General features: G+C 63.6%; 19 protein-coding genes. 2 read left to right on the forward strand and 17 right to left on the reverse strand.

Annotated features, from left to right (window positions below):
- Positions 1–20: 20 nt before the first annotated feature.
- The 11 genes from paaD to MTR72_RS03995 all read right to left on the reverse strand — a co-directional run bounded on the left by paaD (position 21) and on the right by MTR72_RS03995 (position 9,060).
- Positions 21–524, reverse strand: a complete 504-nt coding sequence (paaD, locus tag MTR72_RS03945; RefSeq protein WP_280965124.1) for a 1,2-phenylacetyl-CoA epoxidase subunit PaaD — start codon at positions 522–524, stop codon at positions 21–23.
- Positions 518–1,294: a 1,2-phenylacetyl-CoA epoxidase subunit PaaC gene (paaC, locus tag MTR72_RS03950; RefSeq protein ID WP_341510113.1), complete on the reverse strand. Its 777-nt coding sequence runs from the start codon at positions 1,292–1,294 to the stop codon at positions 518–520. The genes paaD and paaC overlap by 7 nt, the downstream gene beginning before the upstream one ends.
- Positions 1,295–1,443: 149 nt before the next feature.
- Complete coding sequence (paaB, locus tag MTR72_RS03955; protein WP_008136594.1) at positions 1,444–1,731, reverse strand: 1,2-phenylacetyl-CoA epoxidase subunit PaaB; 288 nt, start codon at positions 1,729–1,731, stop codon at positions 1,444–1,446.
- Between the two features lie 9 nt (positions 1,732–1,740).
- A complete protein-coding gene (paaA, locus tag MTR72_RS03960) occupies positions 1,741–2,733 on the reverse strand; it encodes a 1,2-phenylacetyl-CoA epoxidase subunit PaaA (protein ID WP_280965127.1) in 993 nt (330 codons plus the stop codon).
- Between the two features lie 75 nt (positions 2,734–2,808).
- Positions 2,809–3,675, reverse strand: a complete 867-nt coding sequence (paaX, locus tag MTR72_RS03965; RefSeq protein WP_280965128.1) for a phenylacetic acid degradation operon negative regulatory protein PaaX — start codon at positions 3,673–3,675, stop codon at positions 2,809–2,811.
- 211 nt (positions 3,676–3,886) lie between these two features.
- Positions 3,887–4,657, reverse strand: coding sequence for an esterase/lipase family protein (locus tag MTR72_RS03970; protein WP_341510114.1), 771 nt, complete (start codon positions 4,655–4,657; stop codon positions 3,887–3,889).
- Between the two features lie 202 nt (positions 4,658–4,859).
- Complete coding sequence (locus MTR72_RS03975; RefSeq protein WP_280965130.1) at positions 4,860–6,146, reverse strand: DUF445 domain-containing protein; 1,287 nt, start codon at positions 6,144–6,146, stop codon at positions 4,860–4,862.
- Between the two features lie 193 nt (positions 6,147–6,339).
- Positions 6,340–6,795, reverse strand: coding sequence for a phasin (locus MTR72_RS03980; RefSeq protein WP_279371151.1), 456 nt, complete (start codon positions 6,793–6,795; stop codon positions 6,340–6,342).
- A 215-nt stretch (positions 6,796–7,010) separates the two neighbouring features.
- Entirely contained in the window at positions 7,011–7,604 is a 594-nt protein-coding gene (locus MTR72_RS03985; protein WP_280965131.1) for a GNAT family N-acetyltransferase, read from the reverse strand.
- Positions 7,601–8,683, reverse strand: coding sequence for a PHA/PHB synthase family protein (locus MTR72_RS03990; RefSeq protein WP_280965132.1), 1,083 nt, complete (start codon positions 8,681–8,683; stop codon positions 7,601–7,603). The genes MTR72_RS03985 and MTR72_RS03990 overlap by 4 nt, the downstream gene beginning before the upstream one ends.
- Positions 8,680–9,060 (reverse strand): hypothetical protein, encoded by a 381-nt coding sequence (locus MTR72_RS03995; protein WP_280965133.1) that lies wholly within the window; start codon positions 9,058–9,060, stop codon positions 8,680–8,682. Before MTR72_RS03995 ends, MTR72_RS03990 begins: the two co-directional genes overlap by 4 nt.
- A 170-nt stretch (positions 9,061–9,230) precedes the next feature.
- On the opposite strand from MTR72_RS03995, the gene MTR72_RS04000 reads away from it, so the two are divergent.
- On the forward strand, positions 9,231–10,151 hold the full coding sequence (locus MTR72_RS04000; RefSeq protein ID WP_280965134.1) for an alpha/beta fold hydrolase: 921 nt from the start codon (positions 9,231–9,233) through the stop codon (positions 10,149–10,151).
- On the opposite strand, the gene MTR72_RS04005 is transcribed toward MTR72_RS04000, so the two are convergent.
- The 6 genes from MTR72_RS04005 to MTR72_RS04030 form a co-directional block, all read right to left on the reverse strand.
- A complete protein-coding gene (locus MTR72_RS04005; protein ID WP_280965135.1) occupies positions 10,148–10,822 on the reverse strand; it encodes a spermidine synthase in 675 nt (224 codons plus the stop codon). The genes MTR72_RS04000 and MTR72_RS04005 overlap by 4 nt on opposite strands.
- Before the next feature lie 31 nt (positions 10,823–10,853).
- A complete protein-coding gene (locus tag MTR72_RS04010) occupies positions 10,854–14,090 on the reverse strand; it encodes a bifunctional cytochrome P450/NADPH--P450 reductase (protein ID WP_280965136.1) in 3,237 nt (1,078 codons plus the stop codon).
- A gap of 126 nt (positions 14,091–14,216) precedes the next feature.
- Positions 14,217–15,212 (reverse strand): alpha/beta fold hydrolase, encoded by a 996-nt coding sequence (locus MTR72_RS04015; RefSeq protein ID WP_280965137.1) that lies wholly within the window; start codon positions 15,210–15,212, stop codon positions 14,217–14,219.
- A 10-nt stretch (positions 15,213–15,222) separates the two neighbouring features.
- Positions 15,223–16,773 carry a wax ester/triacylglycerol synthase family O-acyltransferase gene (locus MTR72_RS04020; RefSeq protein ID WP_341510115.1) on the reverse strand — a complete coding sequence of 517 codons (1,551 nt, stop codon included), beginning with the start codon at positions 16,771–16,773 and terminating at the stop codon, positions 15,223–15,225.
- Positions 16,774–16,819: 46 nt separating this feature from the next.
- Entirely contained in the window at positions 16,820–17,620 is an 801-nt protein-coding gene (locus tag MTR72_RS04025; protein WP_280965139.1) for an esterase/lipase family protein, read from the reverse strand.
- Positions 17,620–17,877, reverse strand: coding sequence for a DUF6489 family protein (locus tag MTR72_RS04030; RefSeq protein ID WP_280965140.1), 258 nt, complete (start codon positions 17,875–17,877; stop codon positions 17,620–17,622). The genes MTR72_RS04025 and MTR72_RS04030 overlap by 1 nt, the downstream gene beginning before the upstream one ends.
- A gap of 416 nt (positions 17,878–18,293) precedes the next feature.
- Between MTR72_RS04030 and MTR72_RS04035 the strand changes: the two genes are divergently transcribed.
- Positions 18,294–19,895 carry an ABC transporter substrate-binding protein gene (locus MTR72_RS04035; RefSeq protein WP_280965141.1) on the forward strand — a complete coding sequence of 534 codons (1,602 nt, stop codon included), beginning with the start codon at positions 18,294–18,296 and terminating at the stop codon, positions 19,893–19,895.
- Positions 19,896–19,995 lie beyond the last annotated feature (100 nt).

Genomic DNA, 19,995 nt, shown 5'->3' on the forward strand with positions numbered 1-19,995 from the left:
TGGGCTGACATCGTGCCTTCTCAATGACACTTGAAGTAGTCGAAGGGTTCGCGGCAGGCCTTGCAGCGCCACAGCGCCTTGCAGGAGGTCGAGCCGAATTCGGACAGCAGCTCGGTGTTGCCAGACCCGCACTGCGGGCATGCGACCGCCTGCTCGCCGAACAGCGCGCGACGAGAGCTCGAAGCTTGCGGCGGTGCAATGCCATAGGCGCGCAACTTCCGGCGCCCCTCCTCGCTCATCCAGTCGGTGGTCCAGGCCGGCGAAAGCACGGTGTGCACCTTCGGACGCCGGAAGCCGGCGCGCTCCAGCGCGAGTTCGATTTCCAGCGCGATCATGTTCATGGCGGGGCAGCCCGAATACGTCGGAGTGATCGAGACCTCGATCTGATCGCCTTGGAGCGCGACGTCGCGCAGGACGCCGAGATCGGCGATGGTCAGCACCGGGATCTCCGGATCGACGACGCTCGCTGCAGCGTCCCAGGCACGCTGCCGCAGCTCGGTGTCGCTGTCGAGCGCGGTCACCATGTCAGCCCCGGGAAGGTGCGCTGCATCGATTGCAGCTCGCTGAGCAGATGGCCGAGATGCTCGCTGTGCCGGCCCGAACGACCGCCCTCCTGCATCCAGTCGTTTTGCGGCAATGTGAGTGTCGCCTCGCCGATGATGCCGGTCACCGTCTTAAGCCAGCGATCGCGCAAACCCGCCGGATCGATGGCGACGCCGGCGTCGATCAGACCGCGCTCGCTGTCGTCGACGACGAACATCTCGCCGGAGAAGGCCCAGAGGTGATCGATCGCCGCCTGCGCGCGGACGTGGCTCTCTTCCGTGCCGTCGCCGAGCCGGATGATCCATTCCGAGGCGTGGCGCAGATGGTAGGCGCTCTCCTTCTCCGATTTGGCCGCAACCGCAGCCAGCGTCGCATCGCGCGATGTCATCATCGCGCGCCAGTAGAGATCGGCGAAGGCGGAATAGAAGAACTGCCGCACCAGGGTCTGGGCGAAATCGCCGTTCGGCTGCTCGACCAGCAACAAATTGCGGTATTGCCTGACGTCGCGAAGATAGGCGAACTTGTCCTCGTCGTTGTCCTTGCCTTCGACCCTGGCCGCGTAGGTGTAGAGCTCGCGGGCCTGGCCGAGCAGGTCGAGCGCGATATTGGAGAGCGCCATGTCCTCTTCCAGCATCGGCGCATGCCCGCACCATTCCGACAACCGATGGCCGAGGATCAACGCGTCGTCGGCGCGGCGCAGTGTGTAGAGCACCAGCGGCGTTTCGGAGACCTGGATGTTGGCGAGGGGCATTGCTTCGATCCGCTGTTCACTTGCCACTTGTTCCGACCTCATCCCGAGGAACCCGCGTAGCGGACGTTTCGAAGGATGGGCCGCGAGGCCTGGGGCCCTCATGATTCGATACGGCGCTATGCGCCTCCTCACCATGAGGGGCGAAAGGGTCACATGTGTCCGACTTCTTCAGGCACCTCATAAAACGTTGGGTGCCGGTAGATCTTCGATTCCGCCGGCTCGAACATCATGCCCTTCTCGGCGGGATCGCTCGCGGTGATCGCGGTCGACGGCACGACCCAGATCGAGAGCCCCTCGCCGCGGCGGGTGTAGATGTCACGCGCGGCCTGCAACGCCATGGTGGCATCGCTCGCATGCAGCGAGCCGACATGCTTGTGCGCGAGCCCGTTGCGGCTGCGAATGAAGACTTCCCATAACGGTGTGTTCGGCGTGGCCATCGTGATCTCCTACTCCGCAGCTTGCGCGGTCTGACGGTTTGCGCGCTTCGCGGCATAAGCCGCGGCGGCCGCGCGCACCCAAGCGCCCTCATCGTGCGCCTTGCGGCGCGCGGAGATGCGATCGCGGTTGCAGGGGCCGTTACCGGCGAGCACCTGCTTGAACTCGGTCCAGTCGATCTCGCTGTAGCGCCAGTGTCCCCCGGCATCCTGCGTCATGCCGGGATCGGGAACGGTGAGGCCGAGATATTGCGCCTGCGGCACGGTGGCATCGACGAACTTCTGGCGCAGCTCGTCGTTGGAGAAGCGCTTGATCTTCCACCTGGTCGAAGTGTCGCTGTGCTGGCTCGCGGCATCGGGCGGGCCGAACATCATCAGCACCGGCCACCACCAGCGGTTCAACGCATCCTGCGCCATCGCCTTCTGCTCGTCGGAGCCGCGGCACAGCGTCAGCATGATCTCGTAGCCCTGGCGCTGGTGGAACGACTCCTCCTTGCAGACCCGGATCATCGCACGCGCATAGGGGCCGTAGGAGCAGCGGCACAGCGGGATCTGGTTCATGATTGCGGCGCCATCGACCAGCCAGCCGATGGTGCCGATGTCGGCCCAAGTCAGCGTCGGATAGTTGAAGATCGAGGAGTACTTGGCTTTGCCCGCAAGCATGGCGTCGACCAGTTCCTCGCGCGAGGAGCCGAGCGTCTCGGCCGCGGCATAGAGATAAAGCCCGTGGCCGCACTCGTCCTGCACCTTGGCGAGCAGCGCGGCCTTGCGGCGCAGCGTTGGTGCGCGCGTGATCCAATTGCCCTCGGGCAGCATGCCGACGATTTCGGAGTGGGCGTGCTGGGAGATCTGGCGGGTGAGCGTTTTGCGATAGGCCGCCGGCATCCAGTCGTTCGGCTCGATACGCTCCTCGGCATCGATGCGCGCCTGGAATTGCGCAGCCTTGGCCGCGTCCTCAAGGCCGCGATCCTCGGCCTCGGCCGTGTTCAGCGCCTGCGTATACATGCGCATCCTCCCGTATGATTGGGAGGCAATATATAACAAAAATTAGATCATGCAAGATATTTCTGTAACATAAATTCAGACCCCGAACCGCAGCGCGAGAAGCTTCCGTGCGGGCGGCAATGCTCCCTTTTCATTGGTTCCATGGCCATCAAGCCATTGTTCCGACGGGGCAAGCAGGGCGCGATAGATCCCGCCGCAGAGCTCGCGCGCAGCCCTGCCCGGCCAATCCGCCGGCAGCAGGCCGTCAGGCAGCAGCGGATCGCGCAGCACCACACGGCGGTAATAGTGGATCAGCAGGATGCGCGCGGTGAAAGCATCGGCATCGGAGAGATCCGTACCGCGGTGAAGCGCAGCGTGCAGCGGCTCGAACATCTTCATAAATTTGAGATAGGCATCGGCGGTGCGATCGAGCGGCCAGCTCGCGCTGAGCAAGCGGCGTCCGCTGTCATCCTCGGCGGAGACCTCGAGGCGAATGGCGCCGGCAGCTTCCTCCGGCACGGGGACGCCGGACGGTGCGACCCAGACTCCCGGCAGCGGACTGCCGAAGCCGGCATTGCGCAGCGCCTCGCGCGAGGCGTCGCGGTCTTCGCCATTGCCGATCAGCAGGAGCTCGAAGCGTCCGGTCCAGTCCGACGGCGGTGGATCATAGATGTGGCGCGTGGCCGCCTCGAAGGTCTGCCGGCCTTTTTCGGCGAGCCGATAAAAGCTGTTGCGGCCGACCTTTTCGCGGGTCAGCCAGCCATCGGCCGCAAGGCGTGACATCGCGGTGCGAACCACACCGCTGTCGATGTCGAGGCCTTCGAAGAATTCCAGCAGCGTACCAAGCCACACCGAGCCGCCGCGCGGCACGATGGCATCGCCAAACACGGTGATGACGATGGAGCCGGTGCGCGACGGCTCGCGCTTGAGCTGGTCGATGATGCGGGAGAGCGGATGCGCCATGCACGAGCCATAGCGCGTTTGGTGCGGGCGGGACAATGGAGGGCGTGACGCTGGCTCCGCAGCTTCTTCTCCTTCTCCCCGTTCTTACCGGGAGAGGGCTGCATCCGCCCAAACGGTGACGGTGGGACCCGCGGAGAGTCCCCCTCACCCGGATCGCATCTCCGATGCGATCCGACCTCTTCCCGCAAGCGGGGCGAGGTGAAGGAGAGCACTACCGATGCGGGTCGGGATACGCTAGGCTGCGCCAGCCGCTGCGGTCGAAGGGCCGCCACTGGCCTTCCTTCTGAGCGAGGCGATCGGCCACCGCATAGATCACGGCGGGATGGTGGCCCATGCCGCAATGGCTGCTCTCGACCTCAATGCTCTCGCTCTGCGCGCCCTCCTTCTCCATGCAGCCCTGCCAGGCGCAGACGCCGTCGGTGCGGCTGAAGATGGCGGTGGTCGGCACCGGCGGCGGAACGGCGAGTTCGCCGCCGAAGCGGGGGTCGACCTCGTCGGCCTTGCGCCCGCTCACCCACTCATAGACGCGCCAGGCATTCGTGGAGCGCGGATCGCCTGCAAACGGGCTGCCCAGCGTGATCACCTGGCGCACGCGCTCCGGCATCATCTTGGCGAGCTGCCGCGCATAGAGGCCGCCGAGGCTCCAGCCGACCAGGCTGATCTTGCGGCCATGGCTATCGTTGAGCTCTTGGACCAGATCGACCATGGCATGCTGCACGCCCGAGCGCAGGCCGTAGTTGCGACCCTGACGCCAGCCGCTCACCGCATAGCCCTTGCTCTTCAGGAAGGTGCGCAGCGGGCGTGTCGAGACATCGGACGCAACCAGGCCCGGCAGCACCAGCACCGGATGGCCGTCACCGCGCGGCGCAAGACTGAGCAGCGGCAGCGCGCCGAGGAATGCGCCGAGTTCGTGGATCGCCCGTCCCTCCAGAAACATCAGGATGCGGGACGGCGGTCGCAGCGTCTGGGCAGTAGCGGTCATCAATGCTTCCCCTGCAAGAATCCTTGGAAAGGACGCCGGCCGCGATGCCGGCAATGGACATGAATTCCAATATACGCCGGCATCTTGAACGTTCTGCAGCGCAACATGAATCAGCTAGGCGGCCGGTTCCCGACATTCAAGCGGCTGGAACCGAGGACGACAATAGGGCCGCGCGTCAATCCGAACGGCCGTGACGCAAAAGTCACAACAATCGCAGCAGGAATTCGACGGTGTAGAGCGTAAGTCCGGCGATCCCACCGATCAGCGAACCGTTGAAGCGGATGTATTGCAGGTCGCGGCCGATGTTGATTTCGATCAGCGAAATCAACTGCGTCATATTCCACGACTTGACCTGATCGGAGATGAAGGTCGAGACGCCGCTCTTCTGGTCGGCGACGAAGCTGCGCAGCACGGTGACCAGACCCTTGTTGATCTCGGCGCGCAGCTCGGCGTCCCCCGCAAGCGCTTCGCCGGCGGCGACGAACATGCCGGCGAGATGATGCTGCAGCACCTGCGTCTCGCCGCTCGCGCTGCGCTCGATGAATGAGCGCGTGTTCGCCCACACCGTGTGCGCGAGATCGGCGAGTTCGGGGCGCGCGAGCAGATCGCGCTTCAGCCCGTCGATGCGGTCGATATAGATTTGGTCGGTACCGAGCCGATCGACGAAGGTCAGCACCATGCGGTCGAACTCGCCGCGGAACGGATGCTTGGGATCGCTGCGCACTTCATTGAAGAAGGCGGTTGCCGAAGCCACGATCTTGTTCACCAGAAACTTGTCGGCGCGATAGAGCCTGAGCAGGGTCGGCAGCTCCGCGCGCACCTTTTCGCGGATCATCGCCATGGACTGCTTTCCAGTCAGCGTGTCGTGCATCACGCGCAGGAGATCGTCGAACAGAACCTGATGCCGCCCCTCCGAAACGAAACCGCGCAGCGTGCCGGCGGCAAGCGGCGCGAGATCGATGGCCTGAAGCTGCGAGGACATGCGGCGGATGATGAAGGTCATCAGGCCCGAGTTTTCCGTCGCGTAAAAGGCTTCCGGCAAGAGGCGCAGCGCGAAGCGCGCGAGATCGTCGCTGCGCTTGCGGTCGCGCAGCCAGTCCGCGACGAAGGAGCCGAAATCGATCTCTTTCAACTTGGCCTCGACGGGACCTGCCTCGAGGAAATGCACCTGGATGAACTCGCCGAGCTTGTCGGCGATGCGGGCCTGGTTGCTCTGGATGATTGCGGTGTGCGGGATTGGCAGGCCGAGCGGCCGCTTGAACAACGCCACGACAGCGTACCAGTCGGCGAGCCCGCCGATGGTCGCGGCCTCCGCGAAGGCGGCGATGAAGCCGAACACCGGATGCACGTTTAACAGCCACTTCGCGACCACGAACAAGAGAAGCGTCGAGGCCAGCACCAGCGTCGCCAGCGCCTTGACGCGGCGCAGCTCCGCCGCGCGTTTGGTGTCGCCGGGGGCATCGAAGGAGAAGGTTGCCTGCGCGGTCATGGCGGTATTCGTTCCTCATCCCGAGGAGCCGCGTCAGCGGCGTCTCGAAGGATGAGGCCGCGCGCGGACCTCATGGTTCGAGACGGCGCTTCGCGCCTCCTCACCATGCGGGTCAGCGGTATACGGGCTTCAGATAAAAACAAGGCCCGCCGAAGCGGGCCTTAAAATTCAGTTTCTCAACTCAACGCACAAATTACGCGGTCTTGTTGTAGACCTTGGCGAAATTGTCCTGAGCGGCCTTCGCGCCGTTGGCGGCGAGCTTACCGAAATAGTCCGAGGTCGCCTTGGCGCGCGAGACGAGTACTTCGCCGCGGGCGCGGAGCAGGCCGGACTGGATCTCGACGGCTTCGCTGATCGACTTGGCCGACGCGAGCTTGTCGATACCGGAGAAGAACGCCTCGGCATCCTCATAGATCGCCTGCTGGATGTTGCGGCTGATCTTGCCGGCCTCGGTGACGGATTCGGTCACCGCGTTCTCGATGGCGGCGGTCACCCGCTCGGAGCCAGCGAAAACCTCGGCAGCACGGTCCTTGGCAGTGTTGGCAGTCTTCTTGACGAACTCGCGGGCGGCCTCGGGAACTTCCAGGTTCTGGATGTTCTTGAATGCGTCCTTGAAGCCCTCGAAAGCGCCGTTCGTTTCAGTGGTCATTGGGGTCTCTCCATCCTCATTGGTCTGAGCTATGGGCTCACCCCGTCCGGTTTTGGCCCGGGGCACTGCTTATATGACACGACTAATTGTGCGATGCAATATCCGTGCTGCGGTGCGACATCACGAAATCGTGAACATCCTAAATGGGAGGCATCCTGATGCCTCTGCCACGTCCGGAACTGATGCCCGGACGGCGACCTGATGCTGGATGGGACCTAGTGCTGGACCGCTCCCGGTAGCCCGTAGGCCTCCATCTGGGCCTGGACCTGCGCGATGTTGTGCCCAAGCACGACAATATCGTGCGTCTTGCCGTCGACATCCCGGACATGGTCCCGGAGCAAGGCCTCCGCCTTGAAGCCGAGGCTTTCGAACAGGGTGATCGCGGCCTGCTGGTCGACAGTCATCTGGACCGAGAGCTTTTCCAGGCCGGCGCCGAGTGCGAGCGCAAAGGTCTCCTGCGACAGCGCCCGCCCCACCCCGTTTCCGCGCACGTCGAGCGAGACCACCATGCGGATCTCCCCGACATGGGGCGACCAGGAATGCGGATCGCGCACCAAGGTGCCGCAGCCGACGACCTTGCCCTCCTTCACCGCGAGCAGACTCGTGATCGCCCCGCGCTCGATCTCCTTGACCCAGGCGGAGAGCACCTTCGGCTCGCTGATGTTGCGCGGCAGGAACAACAAATCGTGCGTCGGCAACGCCTTTCCGAAGCCGAGTACGGCGGCTTCGTCCGCCGGCGACATCAGGCGGATCTCGATATCACCGGCATCCGTCTTGACGTGACGCGGATAGGAACGCTGCTCGCTCATGTCGATCTCTTCCCCAACCAGGAGTCCAGTTTCGGCCACAGCCGCTTGACCGCATTGGCGCCGGCGACGAGGGAGACGTGACCGCCCTTTAGGATCACCTCTTCCTTGTCCTCGGATCCGATCTTCGCGATGAGGTGCTTTGCCGCCTCATAGGGCACGATGTGATCGTGCTCGGCGACCGCATGCAGGATCGGCACCTTGATGTTTTCGAGCTTCGCCGCGCGGCCGCCGACCGACATGGTGTCGTTGAAGAGCTTGTTGTCCCACATCAGGTCCTTGGTGATGGCGCGGAAATACTCGCCGGCGAGCGGCAGCGTGTCGGTCGCCCAGCGATCGAACATCCGGTAGGACTTCACGAACTCGTCGTTCCAGATGTTCTCCCAGAGCTGGATCTGGCTCACCGTGCGCGAGGCGGGGCGCAGCATCTCGAACGACGACAGGATCATCTCCGGCGGCATGTTGCCGATGCTGTCGACGAGGCGGTCGACGTCGAAATAGCGGCGATCGGAAAAGTTGGAGAACAGCTTCATCTCGCGGAAATCGATCGGCGTCGTGAAGCAGATCAGGTTCTTCATCGGCCCGTCATTGACGATCGAGCCGTAGAGCAGCGACAGCACCCCGCCGAAGCAGTAGCCGATGACGGAGACGTCCTGCTCGCCGGAATCCTGCTGCACGCGGCGGACGCAATCGGGGATGAAATCGAGGACATAGTCCTCCATCCGAAGGTTCCTTTCCTCCGGCCGCGGCGCGCTCCAGTCCAGCATATAGACGTCGTAGCCGCGCTTGAGCAGGAACTCGATGAAGCTCTGGCCCGGCACGAGGTCGAGGATGTAACCGCGATTGGTGGTCGCCATCACGATCAGCACCGGCACGCGGTAGATCTCGTCCGACATCGAACGATAGTGATAGAGGCTCATCGTGCCGCGCGAATGCAGCACGTCCTTCGGCGTCGACCCGATTGTTGGACCGGAGGTCGAGAAATATTCGACGCCCTTGATGCTGCGCATGATGGCGCGCTGCACCTCGGATTGAATGCGCTCCGGGATCGATGCGAAATCAAGTCCCGTCGGCGCGTTCATTTCTGCTCTCCGCCTTCGGGGGGTGGGCGCTTCGTCCGCGGCGGCCGCGGTGCCGCACCGATCTGCGATCGGCCCGAGGTCGCCGACATCTGGCTCAGCATGGACTTGATCTCGCCGAGTTGCCCTTCGATGGATTGCAGCCGCTCCGCGATGCCGGTCATCTGCTCACGGCTCGGCAGATTCATCGAGAGAAGATATTTCTCCATGACATCGCCGAACTGCTTCTGAGCACCCGCAGCAACACCGCCGGCCCGGTTCATGGCTTGCGAGAATTCGGGCGTTTCCATCGCCTTGGTGGCAAACGAGTTGAAGCCTTTCTCCATCTCGCCAATCATCTTCTGCCACAAGGCGACCGGATCGTTGATCTTGTCGGTCATCGGCGTCCTCCAGGTCACGAGAGCTTTTGCGCTCCTCTTTTTCCGCCATACCACACCGTTGCGACGGGCCGGTCAACGGGTAAGCGGCGGCCTGGTGTCGCGCGCATGGCTTCTTTGCGGCGGCAAACCGTGCAATACAACAGGTGTTGACCTGCAAGAGGAGCACGCCCGTGAACGCCTCCGTCCATCAGCCGCCGCAGATCGTCCGCGCCAACGGCATCGACATCTGCTACGAGATCTTCGGGAGCGATAGTGCCGAGCCGCTGCTGCTGATCATGGGGCTTGGCGCCCAGATGATCCATTGGGATGACGCCTTCTGCGAACAACTCGCCGCGCGCGGCTTTCGCGTGATCCGCTTCGACAATCGCGACATCGGCAAGTCCAGCCACCTGAGCGGCGGCAAGCGGCTCACGCCCTTTGAGCTGTTGAAGCTGCGCTTCCTGAAGATCCCGGTGGCAGCCACCTACAGATTAATCGACATGGCGAAGGACACGGTCGGCCTGATGGATGCACTCGGCATCAAGTCGGCGCATCTGGTCGGTGCCTCCATGGGCGGCATGATCGCCCAGGAGGTCACGCTGTCGTTTCCGCAGCGCGTCCGCTCGCTCACCTCGATCATGTCGACGACGGGAAATCCGCGAGTGCCGCCACCAACTCGCGAAGCCTCGGCCATGCTGATGGCGCCGCCGCCGCGCAGCAAGGAGGAGTTCATCGTTCGCTTCGGCCAGACCTGGAAGGTCTTGCGCGCCGGTCATTTCCCGGAAGAGGAGGCGCTCGATCCAGGCCGCGCCGAGCGGGTGTTCGCACGCGGGCTCAACCCGGCCGGCGTTGGCCGACAGCTCCGCGCCGTGCTCGCCTCGGGCAGCCGCAAGGAGCGGCTGCACGCCGTCAAGACGCCGACGCTGGTGATCCACGGCACCGTCGATCCGCTGGTGCGGCCCGAGGGCGGTCAGGACACGGCGGCATCGATTCCCGGAGCAAAGCTGTTGATGATCGAGGGCATGGGCCACGCGCTGCCGATGCGGTTCTGGGGCGAGATCATCGACGCCATCGACAAGCATGCGCATGGCGCGGCGGCGAAGGCGGCCTAACGCTTCTTCGCGATCCAGATCACATGGCGCGCACCACCGCCTTTTCCAGTGGCGCGGACGTTGACTTCGTCGACCTCGAAGCCCGCAGCACGAAGATGGCGTGAAAATTTCGCATGCGGTCCGGACGACCAGACTGCGAGTACCCCGCCCGGCCGCAGCGCGGTATGAGCTATTCTCAACCCGGCGATATCGTACAAGGCATCATTGGCCTTGCGGGTGAGACCTTCGGGACCATTGTCGACGTCAAGCAGGATCGCATCGAACCCGAGCGGATGTCTTTCGATCAACTGCGCAACATCCGCTTCACGTATATCAACGCGAGAGTCACTGAGACTGTCGCCGAAAATCTCGGCCATCGGACCTTGCGCCCATGCCACCACCGCAGGGACCAGTTCGGCCACAACGATCTGCGCCTTGCTTCCGAGCACGGCGAGTGCCGCACGCAGCGTAAAGCCCATGCCCAACCCGCCGATGAGGACAACCGGCATGGCGACCGTCTCGATTCGCTTCGCCGCGAGCGTCGCGAGCGCGGCCTCGGAGCCCGACAGCCGGCTGTTCATCAACTCGTTGGTACCGAGCATGATGGAGAACTCTCTGCCGCGGCGCATCAGGCGAAGCTCGCCATCAGAGCCGGGTATCCGGGTGCTATCGATTTTTTCCCAGGGAATCATGCCTGAGGTTTAGCACGATCCGGCCGGCGGGTTATCGGCCCGCCCAGACATCGAGCACGTAGCGGTCCTTTGCACCCAACTCCTCGATCCAGCGCGCGCCTGCGGCCGCATCGCCGCCGCTCTTCTCGCGATAGATGGCGACGAGCGCAGCCTTCACCTCCGGCTCCATCTTGCCGCCGTCACCGCAGACATAGATGATCGCGCCCTGCTCGATCAGCGTCCAGACCCTGTCCTTCTGGCTCGCGAGCAGGTGCTGCACATAGGTCTTCGGACCATCTGCGCGCGAGAACGCGGTGAAGAGCTCGGTGATACCACTCGCCTCCAGCACCTTCAATTCGTCCCTGTAGAGATAGTCCTGGTCGGGATGGCGGCAGCCGAAGAACAGCATCGCCGGTCCAAGGGCGGCGTCCTTCGCCTTGCGCGCGGCGCGCTCCTGAAGGAAGCCGCGGAACGGCGCCAGTCCCGTGCCCGGACCGATCATGATGATGGGCACCGATGCATCGTCCGGCAGTCGGAAACCGGCCTTGGTCTCGCGCACGGTTGCATAGATCATATCGCCCGCGCGGCGGTCGCTGAGATAGTTCGAGCAGATGCCCTTGTAGATCCCGCGCCCCGACGCGGCAGGCCCGCCGACCACGCCTACGGTGACGCTGCATCGCATGGGATCGACCGACGGCGAAGACGAGATCGAATAATAGCGCGGCGCGAGCAGCGACAGCATCTCGAGATAGGCATGGAACGGCAGTTCGCAGGCCGGATGTTCGATCAACAGGTCGAACACCGATTTGCGCTTGACCAGGATCTCGTCGCGATAGCGCTCGCCCGCTTCCGCATCGTCGCCGACGAAGGCCAGCAGCTTCGGCTTGGTGACCGGGCAGCGCGTGTGCTCCGACATGATCTGGATCTGCTTGCGCGTTGCCACTTGCTGGAGCTCGACAAAATCGGTGAGGAGCTGGCCGATCGAGACACTCTCGCCGACCGGCAGTTGCGCGCGGCGTCCCTCGGCGACCTGCAACCTGACCTGGTCAGCAGGCAAGAAGCCAAAACGGCGCGCGACGGCATCGACCAGCGCGGGGTCGTTGCGCGGCACCACGCTGAGATGGTCGCCGACGCGGTAACTCGCGCCTTGCGGCAACTGGACCTCTATATGCCTTGTTGAACGCTCCGACGGATTGGGGCCGCTCCTGTTCTGGAGCTCGTCGTTGACCAGCACCTTCATCGCCACCGTGCCGCCAAGCGCTGCGACCGCATTCACCGCACCGGGCGCGACCGGCTCGACCTTGTAAAGCGGCTCGTCGTCGGCGCTGCGGCTGAAGCTTTGGGTAAGCCCCCATTCTTTCATCGCTGCGGGTGCGGCGGCCGCGAACCATTTTTCGAACTGGCCGTCGAGATCGCTGCGCGCATCACCCTCGCCGCGGGCATAGACGCTGCGCGCGCCGCGGGCCGCAAGCTGCTCATCGATGAAGCGCGGCACGGATTGATAGGTCGCCGCCCAATCGCTGTTGCCGCAGCCGAACACCGCATAGCGCACTCTGGACAGCTCATCCTTCAACACGTCGCCGTGCAGCCATTTGACGAACTGGGTGGCATTATCGGGCGGCGCGCCGTTGTATGAGGCGCAGAAGATCAAGACGCCGCCCTCTTCCGGCAGCTTGCCGGCATGATCGTCGAGCGGCGCGAGCTTGGTGGCAAAGCCGTTGACCTCGGCAAGATCGGCGACGCGCATAGCCAGCTCCTCGGCGGTGCCGAGATTTGAACCGTACAGTACGAGCAGTGGCGTGTTGTGCCCGGGGCGCGTCGTGGCGCGCGGCGCGGCCGTATCGGCGCCCGAGGTCGCCGTCACCGGACCGGCATAGGCCCCGCGCTCGCGATCGGCACGCGGGCGAACCTTGATCTTGAAGCCTTCCGGCTTGATCGTCAGCGTCTCCTTCAGATGCATCTGGTAGCGCTGATGGTCGATCAGGCGAAAGCGCTGCAGGATCATGCCGAGCGCGAGCGCGGCCTCGTGCATGGCAAAGCCGCGGCCGATGCAGGCGCGCTGGCCATTGCCGAACGGCTTCCAGGCATTGATCGGTCGCTTGGCCTCCGCCTCGCGGCTGAAATTCTCCGGGTCGAACGCATCGGGATTGGGCCCCCAAACGCTGGGATCGCGATGCAGGGCCGTCACGAGAATGGTGGTGAAGGTGCTTTTCTTGAGCCTGTACTTGCCGCCACCGATGGTCTCGTCCTTCAACGGCGAAATGCCGTAGGCGGGCGCGGGCGGCCACAGCCGCAGCGCCTCTTTGAGGATCTGCGTGATGTAGGCGAGCTGCGTCACCTGTTGATAGGTCGGCTTGGCATCGACGTCCGGACCGAAGATGCGATCGACCTCGTCATAGGCCTTCTTCAGTATCTCGGGGTGCTTGAGCAGCGCGTAGATCGTGTAGGACAAAAGGCCGCTGGTGGTCTCATGGCCCGCGATCAGAAAGGTGTTGATCTGGTAGCGGATATTGACGTCGTCGAGCTGCTCGCCGGTCGAGCGGTCAACGCCGGTCATCATCGCCGCGAGCATGTCTTTCTTGTCGTCGATGGCCTCGGTGCTCTTGCGCCGTTCGGCGATGATCTCGTCGACCATCTTGTTCATGAAGGCGACGTCTTCGGCCAGCGTCTTGCGCCGCTTCTGCATCCAGAGCTGCTCGAACGGCAGGCCGCGGGTCATCATGATGGTTTCGAGCGAGCGCACCAGCGACTCGACGAAGGGATGGTAGTCGCGCCGGTAGAACGAATTGAAGCGGTAGTCGAAGCCGCACAGCCCGATCGTGTCCAGCGTCAGCGCGGTCATGTCGTGAACGACGTCGATCTCGTCGTCGGCGTTGAGCCGCTCCCACTTCTTCACGAGCTGCTCGGCGATGTCGACCATGCTCGGATGATAGGACTGCATGGCGCGGTTGCCGAAGGGCTGGAGCAGGATGTTGTGCGCCTTGCTCCAGTTCGGCTCGTTGGTGTCGGCCGTGAACAGGCCGTCGCCGCCGACAGCGCGTACGCGGCGCAGCGCTCCGCGCACCGTCTTGTCGAACCGCTTCTCGTCGGAGAGCTCGTCGACAAGTTCATGGCCCGAGACGACGACGATCGGCGAGCCCATCATGTCGAGCCAGAAGATCGGGCCGAGCTCCTTGGCCAGCCGCGTCAGGTGCTGCACCGGCGCGGCCGAGTCCAGCGACAGCATGTTGCCGACCACCGGCTTGGTCGGCGGATGCGGAATCGGGTCCAGACGGTTCTTGGATGGCATTGACGTGCGTATCCCCCTGCCTCGATCAGTACCCCGTCATTGCGAGGAGCTCTCGCGACGAAGCAATCCAGGCTGCCGCGCGCGGAGAGATTCCTGGATTGCGTCGCTTCGCTCGCAATGACGAGTTTAGCCAAACCGCCTTCTACGCCATTCGATCAGCTTGGCGCTGACCTCTTCCGGCTTCTCCTGCTGCGTCCAATGGCCGCTGTCGCGCACGAGATATTTCTCCAGATCCGGAATCAGCTTTTCCATGCCGTCGGCGGAGGACGGCGGCAGCACCGCATCGTTCTCGGCCATGATCATCAGCGACGGCACCCGAACGGTGTGATCGAGGCCTTCGGAGCGCACCCAGTTGCGCGACATGTTGCGGTACCAGTTGATACCACCGGTGAAGCCGGTCCTGGTGAAGGCGTCGACGAACACCTGCTTCTCCTCCGGCGACAGGATCGGCGTCCGCGGATCGTGCTTGGCGTCATAGCCGGCGATCATCTGCGGAAACGCCAGATTAAGCCGCGGCGAAGCGCCGACACCGGCAATCACTTCCTCTGCCGGCGCGTCGGCCGGGCGTGGCACCGGCTTGCGCATGAAAGCGTCGAAGGTCTGCTCGACGCGACTGCCGAATATCCCGTCAGGCTCGCGCGCCGGATCCTGGAACTGCACGATGTACATTTTGTCGCCGAAGCGCGCACGCAGCAGCTCGATCGGATCGGCCCAAGCCCGGTTGGTATGGGGTGTGTTGATCCCCACCACGCCCGCGACGCGGTCGATGTGCCGCAGCGGCATCTGCCAGACGACGAACCCACCCCAGTCGTGGCCGACGAAGATCGCCTTGTCGATCTTCAGATGATCAAGCAGCCCGACCAGATCGCCGGTCAGATGTTCGATGTCATAGGCCTCGACCGGCTCGGGCCGGTCGGTCGCGCCATAACCGCGCTGGTCCGGCGCGATAACCCGGATACCGGCTCCGCTCAGCGCCTTGATCTGGTGGCGCCAGGAGAAGGCAAGCTCGGGCCAGCCATGACAGAGCACCATCGGCGGTTTGTCGCTCTTCGGGCCCGCGTCGTAATAGCCCACACGGATTCCGTTCGTCTGCACGAACTCGAGCGGCGGCATTTCGATCATTGCAAGCTTCCTATTCGGCGGCGCCTTTGACGTCGGTTGCCGGCGGCGCATAGGCCGCCTCCAGCGCGGCAAACTCCTCCGGCAGCATGTCGCACATCACCTGCACGTGCGGAATGATGTTGGCCCCGACGATGAAGCCGAAATCGAGCTGGTCGCGATAGCTCTGCACGGTAATATTGAGCGCCTGTCCATGCGTCGAGATTGACACCGGGAATATGTGCAAGAGCTCGGCACCGGCGGCGTAGAGCGTCTGCCGCGGTCCCGGCACGTTGGATACGGTGATGTTGGCGGCCGGCGGCAGCACGTCCGAGAGGTTCGAGCGGCTGTAGAGCAGCGCCAGGATCTGCACCATGATCGGGGCGCCCAGCATCGAGATGTTGGAGACCTGCGGCATCAAGGCGCGCAGCGGATGCGACATCTCCTTGGCCTTGGTCGATTGCGCGATGATCGCCTCCAGCCGCGCCTTGGGATCGTCGATGTTGGTGGCGATCGAGCAGATCATGCCGAACACCTGGTTGTTGGCCTCGGTGTTGCCTTCCTCGCGCAACGAAATCGGCACCGCCGCCGTCATCGATTTCGCAGGCAGCGTGCCGTACTGCTGCAGGTAGCGGCAGACCACGCCGGAGGCGAGCGCCAGCACCACGTCGTTGAGCTTGCCGCCGGCCTGCTTGGCGAGCGCCTTGGCCCGTGACAGCGAAATCGACACACCGGCGAAGCTGCGCTCGGACGAGATCGATTTGTTGAGCATGGTCGGCGGCGACACCATGCTGGCGAGGCTCTCGCGCGATTTCGGATCGGCGATCTTGCCGAGCACGTCGGACACGCTCTTGAGCACGGTCGGGATGTTGCCGGCGAAACGCACCGCGCTCTCGATCTGGTACATCGCATTGTCGAACAGGATCGAGCCGATGTCACTCTTGCCGGTGCGCGGCAGTTGCAGATTCTTGGCGGCCTGCGAAGCGTCGAGCGGCTGGCTGAAGAGCTGCTGATAGGAATCGAGCAGGTTCGCCGCAATGTCGCGCGGCTCCGGTCCGGGCTTTGCGCCTCCCGTCGGCGGATCGACCTTCCGCGGGATCGGCGAGATGTCGTAGATCATGTTGGTCAGCGCCGCGCCGGCACCGCCGTCGATGGCGGCGTGATGCATCTTGGAATAGAGCCCGACCTCGTTGTCCTTCATGCCCTCGAACACGTAGAACTCCCAGAGCGGACGGGCGCGGTTCAGCAGTTTTGCATGCATCCAGCCGACGATGCGCTCGAGCGTGGCGCGGTCGCGCGGCTCCGGCAGGCTGGCGCGGAAGATGTGGCGGTCGATGTCGAACTGATCGTCCTCAACCCAGGTGGGATGATCGATGTCGAGCGGCGCCTTTTCCAGCCGCGCTTTGAGGATCGGCGCGATGTGCAGGCGCGAGACGATCATCGCCTTGAAGGCTTCGAAGAAGTCGCCCTTGTAGTCGTCGGGCAGGCGAAAGATCGCCATGCTGCCGACGTGCATCGGCATTTCCGGCGTTTCCAGATAGAGAAACGACGCATCCAATGACGACAGCTTCTTCCCGTCGGCCATCATTCCCTCCCGCAAATTCGACGGGCACCTTGGTTGGCGCTTCTCGTCAGGCGGATACTGCCTGTTCCGGCGGGGCATATGCAATGGCAAACGGCCCCTCCCGGTCAAATGGCCAGAATTCCCCTTCCGGCTGCGCTAGACGGTCCGCCACGGCCCACAGGGCGGCCGGGTTCACCCCGAGCCCGATGTGGCTCGCAAGAAAGACCTCGATGTTTTCGGCACGTTCGGAGGGACGGAGCAGGCAGGTCCGCCAGTTCACGACGCCGTCGGCGCGCGAATAGATCGAGCTGGCCGGCACCGGCAGATCGCCGGCGATCGCCGCACGCAGCTCGGCAAAATCCTCGACGCGCTCGCCGGACAGCGATTCGTACAGCCGCGTGGCATTGGTTGCCCGTACGTCATTGGCAAAGGGGCTTCCGAGCGTAACCACATAGCGGACCATGTCGGGCGCCTGCAGCGCAAGGTCGCGCGCATAGACGCCGCCGAGACTCCATCCGACCAGACTGACCTTGCGACCCGTCGCGGCGTGGATCTCCGCGAGGCGGCCGCGCAACGCCTCCCGCATTCGCGCCAGGCCTCCGAGATTGCGGCCCATCCGCCAGGCATGCGTATCGTAGCCCAGCTCGCTCAGATAGCGCCGCATCGGCGCCATCGACAGGTCGCTGGCGAGAAAGCCCGGCAGCGCCAGTACCGGATGGCCGCCACCCCTCGGCGCACGCATCAGGATGGGCGACAGCAGGACGCTGGCGTTGAATTCGAACAGGCTGCGTGCTTCGGCAAACAGCAGTCCGAGGCCCGGCGGACGAAGCCGGCCTGACGCCAGGGCCCCGTCCCGCTCAAACGGCATTATTTCTTCTTGTCATTGCCGCGGGTGCCGCCGAGACCGGCCATCGTCACGAACATGTTCTGAAACTGCTCGGCCAGCTTCGGATCGAAGGTGAACCAGCTCTGGATCAGCGATTCCGGCGAGACCTTCTCGATGTTGCTCAGCACCTGCTGCTGCAATTTGTCCATCACCGCCGTCTGCATCGGCGCAACGTCGGGCAATCCGAAGAACTGGCGGGCTTCGAGGGGGGTGCAGTCGATTTCTATATTAACTTTCATATCCCCTCCTAAGAACGGATTCGAGCGGCCTGCACAGTATCGCCGCGACCTGGTGTGCGACGCAAGCGACCTGACGCAAGCGGCAGACCGCCGGTTTCGACAATCGGCGGACATGATCAATCAAATCGCGCCGCCAGGAGTGGTGGGCCGGGCGCATCTGGCGCAGACCACCGCAGGCGGCCCAACGGCCGGCCGGGGCCGCTTCCGTCCGCCATTCTGGGACTTCACGGGCCGAAAGTCGAACATCACCTGCAGCCCGTCCTGCAATTGTTGGTCAGCATTGCTGCACAGCGGCGCAACTTGGCGCGTTCCTTGCTGGAATGACGCTTGCACGGTTCAGCAACTCTGGGCAACATGGATCAATAAGCCCGCCGAACAATCAAAAAACACCGGTGCGGCATTGGAGAGGGTCAGGGATGTCAATAGGTCGTAGTCTGTTCGCGGCGACGCTTGCCGGTATGCTTGCGTTGACGCTCACGCCGGCGTCGAGCCAGACGCTGCGTTACGCCAATCAGGGCGAGCTCAAGTCACTGGATCCCTACACGCTGAACGAAAGCACCACCCATGCCCACCTCGGTCACGTCTATGAGGGCCTGGTCGAACGCGACAAGGACCTGAAAATCATTCCGGCTCTGGCCGAAAGCTGGGAAACGCCCGAGCCGACCCGCTGGCGCTTCCATTTGCGCAAGGGCGTTAAATTCCACAACGGCGATCCCTTCACCGCCGACGACGTGGTGTTCTCCGCCGAACGCGTCCGCGCGCAGGGCTCCAACCTGCTGAACCGCCTGCCGGCCGATGCCAAGGTCGTCAAGGTCGACGATTACACCGTCGATTTCATCCTCAGTTCGCCCAATCCCATCCTCATAGGGCAATGGGACGTCTGGTACATCATGGACAAAAAATGGGCGGAGGCGAACAACGCGGTGGCACCGACGCCGGCCGCAGCCACGACCCCGAGCTATGCCTCGCTGCACGCCAACGGCACCGGCCCCTTCATGATCGAGAGCCACCAGCCCGGCGTGAAGACCGTGTTCAAGGCCAATCCGAACTACTGGAAGAAGCCGGAACATAACCTCAAGGAGATCGTGTTTACCCCGATCGCATCGGACGCCACGCGCGTGGCGGCGCTTCTGTCGGGCGAGGTCGACGTGATCGAGCCGGTTCCGATCCAGGATATCCAGCGCGTCAATGCAAGTCCCAACGCGACGGTGCTGTCCGGACCGGAACTGCGCACGATCTTCATCGGCATGGACCAGTCGCGCGACGAGCTCCTGTATTCGAACATCAAGGGCAAGAATCCGTTCAAGGACATCCGCGTACGCGAGGCTTTTTACAAGGCGATCGACGTCGAGTTGATCAAGAATCGCGTCATGCGCGGGCTCTCCACCCCGTCAGCCCTGATGATCGCACCGGAGCTCTACCCGCTGTCGAAGGAATTCACGCGGCCGAAATTCGATCTCGAGGGCGCCAAGAAGCTGCTGACGGAGGCAGGCTATCCCGATGGTTTCGAGGTCACGATGGACTGTCCGAACGATCGCTACGTCAACGACGCCGCGATCTGCCAGGCCGTCGTCGGCATGCTCGCCCGCATCGGCGTCAAAGTGAACCTGCTGGCGCAGCCCAAGGCGCAGTATTTCGCCAAGGTGCTGAAGCCCGGCGGCTACAAGACTTCGTTCTTCCTCCTGGGCTGGACGCCCGCCACGATGGATTCCCAGAACGTGCTGCACGACATCATGGGCTGTCGTGACGATCCGAAGGATCCCAACCGTGGCGAAGCCAATCTCGGCGGCTACTGCAACAAGCAGCTCGACGAGCTCACGGACAAGATTCTGGTTGAGCCCGACATGACCAAGCGCAATCTGCTGATCAAGCAGGCCTTCGAGATCGGCAACAAGGACTGGGCCTACATCCCGCTACATCAGCAGGCGCTGGCATGGGGCGTGTCCAAGAAGGTGAAACTGGTTCAGCGCGCGGACAACCAGGTCCTGCTGTACTGGGCCACCAAGCAGGAAGAATAGGTGCCGACGAGTTGTGAAGTCCCGGAAGCCTCGGCTTCCGGGACTTGCCATTCGCACCTCACGCAAATGATGCGCACGTCTGAAGAGACGTGAAAGGACC

This window comes from Bradyrhizobium sp. ISRA442, from assembly GCF_038085055.1.
GTDB lineage: Bacteria > Pseudomonadota > Alphaproteobacteria > Rhizobiales > Xanthobacteraceae > Bradyrhizobium.